The organism is Streptomyces sp. NPDC058985 (assembly GCF_042740985.1).
Taxonomy (GTDB): Bacteria; Actinomycetota; Actinomycetes; order Streptomycetales; family Streptomycetaceae; genus Streptomyces.
Map to the genome: position 1 here is coordinate 20,273 of NZ_JBHYJX010000047.1, position 12,276 is coordinate 32,548.

A 12,276-nucleotide genomic window follows, 5' to 3' on the forward strand; every position below is an offset into this window, starting at 1 on the left:
ACGTCACCGCAGGGCCTCCGCCACCTCCCGGGCCGCGTGCATCACGCGTTCGCCCACGCGTTCCGGGACCACCTCCGAGAGCATGACCACGCCCACGCTGCCCTCCACGCCCGTCACCCCGAGCAGCGGCGCGGCCGCCCCGCAGGCGCCGGCCTCCAGTTCGCCGTGGGTCAGGGTGTAGCCGGGGTCGTCCATGGCCTCGCCGGGCTGGCGGGCGGAGAGGATGGCCTTTCCGGCGGCGCCGCGTTCCAGGGGGTGGCGGAAGCCCGCGCGGTAGGCGACGTGGTAGTCGGTCCAGGTGGGTTCGACGACGGCCACAGCCAGTGCCTCGGCCCCGTCGACCAGGGTCAGGTGGGCCGTCGCCCCGATGTCCTCGGCCAGCGAGCGCAGGGCCGGCATGGCGGCCTCGCGGACGAGGGGGTGCACCTGGCGGCCCAGGCCCAGTACGCCGAGTCCGACCCGGGCGCGGCCGCCCAGGTCACGGCGTACCAGTGCGTGCTGTTCCAGCGTGGCGAGCAACCGGTAGACGACAGTCCGGTTCACCCCCAGCTTGTGTGAAAGCTCGGTGACGGTCAGCCCGTGGTCCGTGTCGGCCAACAGCTTGAGGACCCGCAGTCCCCGGTCGAGCGTCTGAGAGGTCTCCGCGGTCACGACGCCCACTCCTTAGTGGTGAGGTCGGCGGCCCCCTCGCGTCGGATGCGTCACCGAGTCCCGTCAGTGACGCGCTTCAGAGGCCGCCGATCGGCTGACGGTCCGGCCTCTAACCCGGGCCCCGTCGCTTCACGGCTGCGCTCCGCGGCGGCGCTGCCACGGGGCGTGTGCGTAGCGGGACAGTAACGACCAGGTCCGCTCAGCGGAAGGCTCCGTCCAGAATCCGGGCGGCAACCGTTATCCACTGCCGGTGTTTGTCCCGGTACGTACCGCACACGCCGCCGGCGTCACTTCATGCGCGTCGCCCACTCCTGCACCTTGGCGATGCGCTGGCGCAGCTGTCCGCCGGTGGCCTCGGCGCTGGGCGGGCCGCCGCACACGCGGCGCAGTTCGGTGTGGATCACGCCGTGCGGCTTGCCGCTCTGGTGGACGTAGGCGCCGACCATGGTGTTGAGCTGCTTGCGCAGCTCCATCAGCTCCTTGTGGGAGACGACCGGGCGCCGCTCGGCGGGCAGTTCGAGCAGGTCGGCCTCGTCGTCGGGCTTCTTGCGGCTGTGCGCGATCTGGCGGGCCTGGCGCTTCTGGAGGAGGAGCTGGACCTGGTCGGGTTCGAGGAGCCCCGGGATACCGAGGTAGTCCTGCTCCTCCTCGCTCCCCGGGTGGGCCTGCATGCCGAACTCGGCGCCGTTGTACATGACGCGGTCGAAGGTGGCCTCGGACTCCAGCGCCTCGAAGGAGAACTGCTCCTGCTCGCCGGTGTCCTCGTCCTGCTCCCGGTTCGCCTCGTCCATCTCCTTCTCGGACTCGGCGTACGGGTCCTCGTCGCCGTCCTTCTTGGGCTTGTCGAGGACGTGGTCGCGCTCGCGTTCCATCTCGTTCGCGAATGTGAGGAGGTCGGGCACGGTGGGGAGGAAGACGGATGCCGTCTCGCCGCGGCGGCGGGACCGTACGAAGCGGCCCACCGCCTGGGCGAAGAAGAGGGGCGTGGAGATCGTGGTGGCATAGACGCCCACCGCCAGGCGCGGCACGTCGACGCCCTCGGACACCATGCGGACGGCAACCATCCAGCGTGAGTTGTCCTGGCTGAAGGTGTCGATGTTCTTGGACGCGCCGACGTCGTCGGACAGTACGACGGTGGCCTTGTCGCCAGTGATCTCGCGGATCAGCTTGGCGTAGGCGCGGGCAGCGTCCTGGTCGGCTGCGATGACGAGCGCGCCGGCGTCCGGGATGGCCTTGCGGACCTCGGTGAGCCGCTGGTCGGCGGCGCGCAGTACGGCGGGCATCCACTCGCCGCGCGGGTCGAGCGCGGTGCGCCAGGCCTGGCTGACGGCGTCCTTGGTCATCGGCTCGCCGAGCCGTGCCGCGATCTCGTCGCCCGCCTTGGTGCGCCAGCGCATGTTGCCGCTGTAGCTCATGAAGATGACGGGGCGCACGACGCCGTCGGCGAGCGCGGAGCCGTACCCGTAGGTGTAGTCGGCGGCGGAGCGGCGGATGCCGTCGTTGCCCTCCTCGTACTGGACGAAGGGGATCGGGTTGGTGTCCGACCGGAAGGGCGTGCCGGTGAGCGCGAGGCGCCGGGTGGCCGGCTCGAACGCCTCCAGGCAGGCCTCGCCCCAGGACTTGGAGTCGCCGGCGTGGTGGATCTCGTCGAGGATGACGAGGGTCTTGCGCTGCTCGGAGCGGTTGCGGTGCAGCATCGGGCGTACGCCGACACCGGCGTAGGTGATCGCGATGCCGTGGTATTCGCGGCTGAGCGGGCCCGCGCTGTACTCGGGGTCGAGCTTGATGCCTATCCGGGCCGCGGCCTCCGCCCACTGCTTCTTCAGGTGCTCGGTCGGCGCGACCACGGTCACCTGCTGCACGACGTGATGGTGCAGCAGCCAGGACGCCAGCGTCAGCGCGAACGTGGTCTTTCCGGCGCCGGGGGTGGCGACCGCCAGGAAGTCCCGGGGCTGTTCCTGGAGGTACTTCTCCATCGCCCCCTCCTGCCAGGCCCGCAGCTTGCTGGCGGTGCCCCAGGGGGCACGGCCGGGGAAGGCCGGGGACAGGTGGTGCGAGGTGCTGGAGCTGGCGGTGGTAGTCACGGTCTCCGAAGGGGGTAGAACGGCTCGGCCACGTATGACAACCGGGCCACCCTACCGGCGCCCCGGCAGGATCGACGCGCGCACCGGGGCGGGTCACCCCCGGGTGGGACGGACGTCACAGCCGCCCCGGCGCACCCACGCGCAGCACCCGCGTCACCGCGACGGTCGGCCTCGCACCGGTGCCGGGCTCACCGCGCCGCCCGCAGCCGCGTCGCCACCCACGCCCCCACCAGCGCCACGCCCGCCATCGGCAGGAACACCGCCGCGAAGGCCGCCGGATGGGAGCCGGTCGCCTGCGTGGCCGCGTGGCTGACCGTGCCGCCGCCGAGGGCGGCGAAGGCGGCTCCGCCGACCGACAGCAGGACGACGTTGGAGAGGCCGTCGGAGATCTGCAGGGCGGCGGAGTTGCTGCCGGCCTCCTCGGGGGCGGAGAGCTTGAGCAGGAGCACGCTGGTGGAGGAGATCACCAGGCCCATCCCGAAGCAGCCGAAGCCCCAGGCGACGGCCACCGTCCAGGCGGGTACGGCGTCGATCAGCACGCTGGGTGCCGTGGTGATGGCCGCGGCCACCAGGAGCATGCCGAGGGACATCAGGCGCTCGCGGTGGGGTTCCAGGCGCGGCCGGGACTGGAGCCAGGACCCCGCGGCCCAGGTCGCGCCGCCCGCCGCGAGGGACAGGCCGGCCAGCGTGGGGCTGAGGCCGCGCTGGGTGACCAGCATCAGCGGTACGAAGGACTCGGCGGCGATGAACGCCCCGGCGGCGATCCCGCGCAGCAGCACCACGGAGGGCAGCCCGCGCACCGCCCGGTAGGTGCCGCGCGGCAGCAGGCCGAGGACGGCCGGGACGAGCAGCGCGACGCCCGCCGCGCCGGGCAGGAGCGAGACCCAGCGCAGGTCCTGGGCGGCGTACTGGAGCAGACCCGCGCCCAGTGAGATGGCGAGGGCGAGCCGGATGCGGCGGCCGTCGAAGGAGGCGGGCGCGTTCCCGCCGTCGACGGCACCGGACGCGCGGGCGCGTATCTGCGGCAGCGCGAGCGCCAGCGGGACGACGACCAGCACCGGGATACCGACGAACACCCAGCGCCAGCCGAGCTGCTCGGTCACCGCGCCGGAGGCGAGCGGGCCGACGATCGACGGGACGACCCAGCCCGCCGCGAACGCCGCCATGATCGCGGGCCGCAGTCGCTCCGGGTAGGCCCGTCCGACGACGACGTACAGGGCGACGATCACCAGGCCGCCGCCGAGCCCCTGCACGGCCCGCCCGAGGATGAACAGCCACATCGCGCCGGCCGTCCCGGAGAGCACCAGCCCGACCGCGAAGGAGGCGATACCGGTGGTCAGCGGGGCCAGCGGGCCTCGCCGGTCCGACCACTGGCCGGAGAGCACCATCCCGAACAGACTCGTCGTGAAGTACCCCGAGAACGCGAACGCGTACAGCGACACCCCGTCCAGCTCCCGCGCCGCCACCGGCATCGCCGTACCGACCGCCGTCGCCTCGAAGGCGATCAGCACGATGACGGAGACGATGCCGATACTCAGCGCCCGGTAGGCGCGGCTCAGCACGGTCTCGTCGGGAACGGAGGGAGCGGCGGGGGCGCCTGCGGGCGCGGCGGGGACGGCGACATCGGTGTCGCGGGGCTCGGGGGCGGTCATGGTCGCCAGCGTAAGGGCCACAGCACCACTTGACCCCTGTCGGGAGGCGGTACCGGACCGGGACCTTGGTCGTACGACCGACGGGGTCGGCCCGAGTGGTTCAGCACCCTTCCTGTGCTGTGTCCAGGGCTGAGGCGCGGTGCAGCAGCCAGACGCTGAAGACGAGGGTCGAGACGTCCGGGGTGAGGGGGCGTGGGTCGTCCGTGTCGGACGGGTGCCAGGTCGATACCGCGCCCGTGGCGCCGTCGACCACCACGTCGGCGCCGTCGGGGAGCCGGCCCAGCCGGACGAGGTGGGCGGGCGGTCCGTCCGGGGACTGAGTGCCGTAGTACTCGGCGAGGGTCGGCAGTGCCATCCCGTCGGTGTCCGCGGCGAGCTGGCAGGTGTCCTCCGGCAGGCCCGTCTCCCGCAGGAAGCGGCGGGTGGGCTCGTGGGTGAGGGACGGCGGGAAGTCGATGTCCTCGAAGCGGGCGACCCGGCCCCGGCCGAACTCGCGGGTCAGCAGCCGGTGGGGCAGGTCCAGGGCGAGGCCGGACGTCGTGCGCCGGCCCGCCGACAGGAGCAGAGAGCCGATCAGCGCCGCCGACGTCCAGAACAGCGGCGTCTCGCGCCCTGGCGGCACCGGGCAGCGGGAGGGCTCCCGCGCCGAGGCCGTCGTGAGGCGGGCGAGGGTCAGCAGAGACGGCAGGGACGGCAGGCGCTGTGGTGCCTCAGTCGCGTCCGTCGTGGCCGTCGTGGCCGTCGGGTCCTTCGGGTCCTTCGGGTCCTTCGGGTCCTTCGTGACCGCCTGCATCGTCTCCCCCGGGTGTGCTCATGCGCGGTGGGAGCGGCAGTCGTCCCCACCGCTTCGCAGCCTAGGGCCCGCCACTGACAACGCCCCGTCGCACGGGGCCCGTCCGTCCCCTCACGTAGGACGCGTTCCGTGCCGCGCGCGTTGCCTCCCGGGCGAAGGACCTCGGGAAGGGGGTCAGTTCGCCGTGACCACCGCGGCCTGGGGCCGGATCGGGAGCCGGTTCACCGGGCGGCCCGTGGCCGCGCGCACGGCGGAGGCGACGGCGGCCGGGGAGGCCACCACCGGCACCGCGCTGACCGCCTTCGCGCCGAAGGGGGCGACCACGTCGCGCTCCTCGACGAGCTTCACGATCCGGATGTCCGGGGTGTCGAGCGCGGTCGGCAGAGCGTAGCCCGTCAGGTCGGGGTGGCGGATCAGGCCGCGCGGGGTGCGGAGGTTCTCCGTGAGCGCGATGCCGACGCCCTGCGTGACGCCCGCCTCGATCCGGGCGGTGAGCTGGGCCGGATTGAGCACCCGGCCGACGTCCTGCGCCACGGCCAGCTCCACGACCCGTACCGAGCCGATCTCGATGTCCACGTCGACCACCGCGCGGATCGCGCAGAAGGACATGCCGACGAAAGCGTCGCCCTGGCCGGTCTCGTCCAGCGGTTCGGTGGGGTGCGGGCGGCACTGGGCGGTGGCCCACAGTTCCTTGCCGTGCAGCGCCTCGGCGACCGTCGTCGACAGCACGCCGTCGTACGAGGTGATCTTGCCGTCGGCGATCTGGAGCAGTTCGGTCGACATCCCGAACTGGTGCGCCAGGGGCTGGAGGAGCTGGGTGCGGACCATCTTGGCCGCCCGTTCCACCGCGCCGCCCGACACCCAGGTGTGGCGGCCGCGGCAGCCCGCCCCGGCCGGGGGCTGGTCGGTGTCGACGGGCGCCACCTGCACCTCGTCGACACCGAGGGTGTCCTGCACGATCTGCCGGGCGAGCGTGGTGAAGCCCTGGCCGGTCTCGACCGCGGCGCACAGCACCGTCGCCACGCCGTCCTGGACCTTCACGGTGGCGGTGGAGACCTCGTCCGCGCCCTCGGCGCCGAGCATGTGCACCATGCCGATGCCGTAGCCCACGCCCCGGCGCACCGCGCCCGGTTCGCCCGCGCCCTCGGGGCCGCCGGGCAGCAGCCACTCGTCCTCGGGCGTGTCCTTGGGGAGGGCGGGGAGGGGGAAGTCGCGGACGGCCTGGAGGAGTTCGGCGACGGGGGCGGGACAGGTGACCGTCTGGCCGGTGGGGAGCACGTCCCCGGTGGCCAGGACGTTGCGCAGGCGCACCTCGGCCGGGTCGAGGCCGAGCTTCTTGGCGATCTTGTCCATCTGCGCCTCGTAGGCGGCGCAGACCTGCATGGCGCCCTCGCCGCGCACGTGGCCGGAGGGCGGGTTGTTGGTGCGTACGGCCCAGCCCTCGATGAAGGCGTTCGGGACGACGTACGGCCCGCAGGCGAAGGCCACCGCTGCGGCCAGGGCGTCCGACGAGGTGTCGGCGTAGGCGCCCGCGTCGAGCAGGATCTGCGCCTCGACCTTCACCACCCGGCCCTCGGCGTCGGCGTGGTGGCGGTAGCGCAGGAGGGTGGGGTGCCGGTGGGCGTGGCCGAGGAAGGACTCCTCGCGCGTGGCGGTGAGTTTCACCGGGCAGCCGGTCTTCAGCGCGAGCAGGCCGAGGGGGAGCTGGAATCCCTGGTCCTCGCGGTCGGCGGTGGCGCCGGGCACCCCGGTGACGACGATCTTCACCTGCTCGGGCGTGAGGCCGTAGCACTCGGCGGCCGCGTCCCGGTCGCCGTGCGGGTCGGTGGAGGCCAGGTACAGCTCCACGCCGCCGTCCGGGCGCGGCACGGCCAGGCCGGCCTCGGCTCCTATAGGCGCCGGGTCCTGGCGGCCGATGCGGTAGAGGCCCTCGACGACGATCTCGCCGGCCGCGTCCGGGTCGCCGTGGTGCAGCGGGATGTGGCGGATCAGGTTGCCGTCGGGGTGCAGCGGTTCGGCCTCGAAGGCCTGCTCGGGGTCGGTCACCGGGTCGAGCACCTCGTACTCGACGATGACGGCGGCGGCGGCCATCCGCGCGGTGTCGGGGTGGTCGGCGGCGACGGCGGCGAGGGGCTCGCCGTGGTGGCGTACCACCTCGGAGGCGAAGACCGGGCGGTCGGCCCGGCCGCGTCCGTGCAGCACGGTGCCGGGCACGTCCTCGTGGGTGACGACCGCGCGGACGCCGGGCATCTCCCGCGCGTGGGTGGTGTCGATGGACACGATGCGCGCGTGCGGGTGCGGTGAGCGCAGTACGGCCGCCCACAGCAGGCCCTCGGCCCACAGGTCGGCGGCGTACGGGAAGGTGCCCTCCGTCTTGGCGCGGGCGTCGGCGGGCGGCAGGGACACGCCGAGGCCGTGCGGGATCGGCTCGGCGACGGGGGGTGCCGCCTCGGCGGGTCCCGCGGCCTCCGCGGTCGCGGTGTCGTTGCTCACGCGTGGCCTCCGTCCTGGCCGTGGTCACCGAAGGACCGGTCGTGGGGTCCCGCTGCCGGGTCCGGCGCGCCGGGCGGTGGCTGGGGTTCGAAGGCCGACGCGTTGACGCCGCCCGCGCCCGGGCCGGCCTGGTGCGGGATGCGGGGCTCGTCGCCGTCCGCGCCGGTGTGCGCGTCGGCGCCGGCGTGTGCCTCGCGTTCGGCGACGACCTCCTGGACCGCCTCCAGGACACCGCGGTACCCGGAGCAGCGGCACAGGTTGCCGCACAGGGCCTGGCGGGCCTCCAGGTCGGTCGGCGCCGGGTTGCCCTCCAGGAGGTTGTGCACGGTCATCGCCATGCCGGGCACGCAGAAGCCGCACTGCACGGCGCCCCGCCGGGCGAGCGCCCGCTGCACGTCCGACGGCTGTCCGTCGGCGGCCAGGCCCTCGACGGTGCGCACCTCGCTGCCGGCCGCGGTCACGGACGGGACCAGGCAGGAGGCGACGAGACGTCCGTCGACCTGCACGTTGCAGGCGCCGCACTCGCCCTGCGAGCAGCCGTCCTTGGCGCCCGCGAGGCCGAGCCGCTCCCGCAGCACGTAGAGCAGCGACTCGCCGATCCAGGCGTCGGTGACGGGCCGGTCGGCGCCGTTGACCCGCAGCACGTACGAGGCGAGGGGGTGCTCGTCGTGCGCGGCGGCCGGGGGGTGTTCGTCGGCTGCGGGCGGGACGGCGGCCGGTACGTCGTCGGTGTGTACGTGGGCGGGCGTGTCGCTCGCGGCCTCGGCGGGGTCGGCTCCGTCGGCCGGTTCGGTCCGGTCGCCGGTCGTGGCGGCCGGGCCCGTCACGGGCTCCTCCGCGGTCTCCGGCACGGATTCCGCGGTCCCGCCCTCCGCGGCGCCCTCCGAGCGCTCAGCGGGGCCCTCAGGGGCCTCCTCGGCACCATCCGGACCGTCGGTCGCCGTGGCTTCGGCCGCCGGTGCCACGGGGTCCGTCTCCTCGGCGGGTTCGGCCGGTACGGCGGGTACGGCGGGTGCATGGGCGTACGGATCGGCCGGGTGCCGGGGCGGGCGCGACGTACTGGACGTCAGCTGCTCGCCCGTGCCGGGGCCGCCCTCCGCCGTGTCGTCGCCCCACGGCTGCCCGGCGGGCTGGGGCGCCCAGGGCGCGGGGGCGCCGCCCGGCAGGGTGGCCGGAGCGCCGGTGCCCCACTGCTCGGCCAGGGACGAGGTGGTGAACTCGCCCGACTCGTCCGGAAGGTCGCCGCCGGCGACGGGGATGGACCACTGCCCGGTCACGTCCTGGCCGGACCCCGGCTGCGCGTCCTCGGGGGGCGCGGCCTCGGAGAAGTCCCACTGGCCGGTGGCGCCGGGGCGGTAGGTGAACCGTTCGCCGTCGCCCTGCCCGGCGTTCGCGTCGTAGGGCGCGGCTCCGCCGTAGGGGTCGTGCGGCGGCGGGTAGTCGGCATGGCCCTGCTGAGCGGCGTGCTCCTGTCCGGTGTCCGGCAGCTGCCACTGGGTGCCGTCCACGGGGGCGGACGGCATGGTCCAGGAGCCGGTGGCGGCCGGGTCGGTGCCGGTGGCGGGCGTGACCGTGATCTGCGGCGGCACGTAGCCGTGGCCGGGTGCGGCCAGCGGGCTGTCCGAGGAGGCGAAGAGCGCGTCCACGCCGCCCTCGGGAAGCTTCACGAAGGCGGTGGCCCCGTCGTCGTAGTCGCCCTGGGGCAGCGGGTCCCAGCGGCCCCCGCTCGGGGGCGTGCCCTCTCCGTGCCGGCCGTCGCGCTGGTCGCCGTACTGGCCGTCGTGCTGGTCGTCGTACCGGTCCCCGTGCCGGTCGCCGTTCTGGTCGTCGGTCACGACAGCGCCCTCCCCAGTGCTCGTCGGGCCAGCGCGGCGACAGTGCGCCGCAGGTGCAGTACGGCGGGCGGGAGCTGCGCCACGGAGCCGTCCTCGGCCGGGGCCGCGTCGGGGATGCAGGCGGCGGCGACGTACTCGCCGAAGCCGTGCAGCGCCTCCGGGAGGATCGCGCGGCCGTTGTCCCAGTCGATGAGCGAGGCCACCCACTGCTCGGCCTCCAGGGGCCGCAGCGGCATCGGCGCGATGGCGCCCACGGCACAGCGCACCCCGCGCCGGGCGGGGTCGAGGACCAGCGCCACGGAGGCCGTGGCGCGGCCCGGTCCGGTGCGGCCGGTGGCCTTCAGGAAGACCTGCGGCGCATGCAGCAACGGGATGCGCACGTAGCCGATCAGCTCGCCCGCGCGGAGCATCTCCATGCCGGCCAGCAGGTGCGAGACCGGCATCTCCCGCCGGGCGCCGTCCGGGCCCGCGATGATCAGCGTGGCCTCCAGGGCGGCCAGCACCGGCAGCGCGTCCCCGGTGGGGGCGGCCGAGGCGATGTTTCCGCCCAGGGTGCCGGCGTTGCGGATCTGCGGCGGTCCGGCCGCCCGCGCGGCGGCGGCGAGCGCCGGGATGAGCGCGGCGAAGTCGGGGCGGCCCATGCGGGCGTGCGTGAGGCCGGCGCCGAGCAGCGCGTGGCCGTCCTGGTACTGCCAGCCGCGGATCTCGCTGATCCGGCCGAGACCCACCAGCGCGGCGGGCCTGAGCTGGCCGGAGTTGACCGCGGCCATCAGGTCGGTGCCGCCCGCGACGGGCACGGCGGCGGGCATGGCGGCCAGCGCCGCCACGGCCTCGTCCAGAGTCGTGGGCAGCGTGACGGCCTGCGCCGCCTGCGGTGCGTGCGTGGTCAAACCGACTGCCCCTTCCCGCTGTCCCACCTGGTCCCGCCCATGTGGCCGTACGGTACGACCTGACAGGGCGGACGTGGCAACTCTGGCACATCTTTGCAGGGCCCGAACGCAGGGGTCCGCTAGGAGGCATTCGCCCGACTCGTCCACAAGGAGGGCGTTTTACCGGTGGATCTCCGGTGATCGGAACTACGCGCGATGCGTGCGAGTTGCCACTCTCAGGTGACGTTAAGGGGCTTTCTCCTTACTTGTTCTCCTTACTTGTTCGGCGGTGGCCCGTCGAGCGGCCGGCCGAGCACGCCGGGCCGCCGCTGCCAGGGCAGCGGGCCGCCGGGCGGCCGGTAGCCGACGCCCAGGGCGTCAAGTCGCCGGTAGTGGGCGGCCATCCGCTCCTCGAAGGCGCCGAAGTCCCGGTCGGCCGGGCCGGGCAGGGCGCTCCAGGACACCTCGGCGAAGGCGGCCAGCCTCGGGAAGGTCTGGTAGTCGACGCGTGCCTGGTTCTCCATCACCTCGGTCCACACGTTCGCCTGGGTGCCGATCACATGTCCGGACTCGTCCGGTGTCAGTTCCGCGGGAACCGGTTCGAACCGGTACACGTCCTCCAGGGTGCGCACGAAGCCGATCGGCACCGGCTCGTCCGCGCCGGCATGCTGCCGGTGGTCCAGGTACACCTGCTGCTCGGGGCACATCACCACGTCGTGTCCCGCGCGTGCGGCGGCGATCCCGCCCGCGTACCCGCGCCAGGAGGCCACGGCCGCGCCCTTGGCGAGTCCGCCCTCCAGGATCTCGTCCCAGCCGATGAGCCGGCGTCCGCGTTCGCTCAGCCAGGTGTCGAAGTGCTGGATGAACCAGGCCTGCAGTTCGTCCTCGTTGGCGAGGGCGAGTTCCTCGATGCGGGCCTGCGCGGTCGCCGAACGCCGCCACTGCTCCTTGGGGCATTCGTCACCGCCGATGTGGATGAACTCCGAGGGGAAAAGCTCCAGGAGTTCCTCGAACACGCCCTCGTAGAAGCGCAGTGTGTTCTCGGTGGGGGCGAGGACGTTCGGGGAGACGCCCCAGGTGTCCCAGACGGAGAGGGCGGTGGTGTCGATCACATCTGTGTTGCCGAGTTCCGGATACGCGGCGATGGCGGCCTGCGAGTGCCCCGGTACGTCGATTTCGGGGACGACGGTGATGTGCCGTTCGGCGGCGTAGGCGACGATCTCCCGGATGTCCTCCTGGGTGTAGTAGCCGCCGTGGGGTTTGTCCTCCCACAACGGCGAGGCACGGTGGCCGTATTTGGTGCGGGCCCGCCAGGAGCCGGTCTCGGTGAGCTTCGGGTGCCGCCTGATCTCGACGCGCCAGCCCTGGTCGTCCGTCAGGTGGAAGTGCAGGACGTTGAGTTTGTGGGCGGCCATCAGGTCCAGGTAGCGCAGGACGCCGTCCTTCGGCATGAAGTGCCGGGCGACGTCCAGCATCAGCCCGCGCCAGCGGAAGCGGGGCGCGTCCTCGATACGGACCGCCGGCAGCCGCCACCGGCGGTCGGGCAGCGGCGCGCGCCGGAAGGCGTCGGGGCCGAGCAGCTGCCGCAGCGTCTGGGCGCCCCAGAAGAGGCCGGCCGGACCGCCGCCGGTCAGCCGCACGCCGGCCGGCGTGACGTCGAGGCGGTAGCCCTCGTCGGGCAGTGCGGCGTCGAGGGACAGGCGGACCACACCGTCGTCCGCCGTACCGGGGGCCAGCGGCAGGCCGGTGGCCGCGCCCAGCGTGGCGCGCAGCCACCGCTCGGTGGATCCGGTGCCCTCGTCCGCCCTCACCCTGGTGTCCGGGCCGAGGGTGAAGAAGCCGCCCTCGCCGGACGTCACTTGCACGGGCTGGGGAATCACGTCCGTCACGTCCGTCACT

The 12,276-nt window shown here is 73.9% G+C and carries 8 protein-coding genes; all 8 read right to left on the bottom strand.

Translation table 11 applies throughout. The features are described from left to right. Window positions 1-3: 3 nt before the first annotated feature. The 8 genes from ACFW01_RS31165 to ACFW01_RS31200 all read right to left on the bottom strand — a co-directional run bounded on the left by ACFW01_RS31165 (window position 4) and on the right by ACFW01_RS31200 (window position 12,275). The gene (locus tag ACFW01_RS31165) at window positions 4-651 is read right to left on the bottom strand and encodes a helix-turn-helix domain-containing protein (protein ID WP_234961120.1); all 648 of its coding nucleotides are present in this window, start codon (window positions 649-651) and stop codon (window positions 4-6) included. Window positions 652-938: 287 nt separating this feature from the next. Then, on the bottom strand, window positions 939-2,735 hold the full coding sequence (locus tag ACFW01_RS31170) for a DEAD/DEAH box helicase (protein WP_234961121.1): 1,797 nt from the start codon (window positions 2,733-2,735) through the stop codon (window positions 939-941). Window positions 2,736-2,923: 188 nt separating this feature from the next. Then, window positions 2,924-4,387 (bottom strand): MFS transporter, encoded by a 1,464-nt coding sequence (locus ACFW01_RS31175; protein ID WP_234961122.1) that lies wholly within the window; start codon window positions 4,385-4,387, stop codon window positions 2,924-2,926. A gap of 100 nt (window positions 4,388-4,487) precedes the next feature. Continuing rightward, window positions 4,488-5,180 carry an SUKH-4 family immunity protein gene (locus ACFW01_RS31180; RefSeq protein ID WP_384509225.1) on the bottom strand — a complete coding sequence of 231 codons (693 nt, stop codon included), beginning with the start codon at window positions 5,178-5,180 and terminating at the stop codon, window positions 4,488-4,490. A gap of 174 nt (window positions 5,181-5,354) precedes the next feature. After that, window positions 5,355-7,673 carry a xanthine dehydrogenase family protein molybdopterin-binding subunit gene (locus tag ACFW01_RS31185; RefSeq protein WP_384509228.1) on the bottom strand — a complete coding sequence of 773 codons (2,319 nt, stop codon included), beginning with the start codon at window positions 7,671-7,673 and terminating at the stop codon, window positions 5,355-5,357. After that, window positions 7,670-9,379, bottom strand: a complete 1,710-nt coding sequence (locus ACFW01_RS31190; RefSeq protein ID WP_384509276.1) for a 2Fe-2S iron-sulfur cluster-binding protein — start codon at window positions 9,377-9,379, stop codon at window positions 7,670-7,672. The genes ACFW01_RS31185 and ACFW01_RS31190 overlap by 4 nt, the downstream gene beginning before the upstream one ends. Before the next feature lie 125 nt (window positions 9,380-9,504). Next, window positions 9,505-10,398 (bottom strand): FAD binding domain-containing protein, encoded by an 894-nt coding sequence (locus ACFW01_RS31195; protein WP_234961125.1) that lies wholly within the window; start codon window positions 10,396-10,398, stop codon window positions 9,505-9,507. Window positions 10,399-10,652: 254 nt separating this feature from the next. Continuing rightward, window positions 10,653-12,275, bottom strand: a complete 1,623-nt coding sequence (locus tag ACFW01_RS31200; protein WP_384509232.1) for a beta-N-acetylhexosaminidase — start codon at window positions 12,273-12,275, stop codon at window positions 10,653-10,655. Window position 12,276: the final 1 nt, after the last annotated feature.

Bases quoted from the DNA above. Each gene is read 5' to 3' on its own strand.
- ACFW01_RS31175 (WP_234961122.1), bottom strand. From the start codon at position 4,387: ATGACCGCCCCCGAGCCCCGCGACACCGATGTCGCCGTCCCCGCCGCG.
- ACFW01_RS31180 (WP_384509225.1), bottom strand. From the start codon at position 5,180: ATGCAGGCGGTCACGAAGGACCCGAAGGACCCGAAGGACCCGAAGGAC.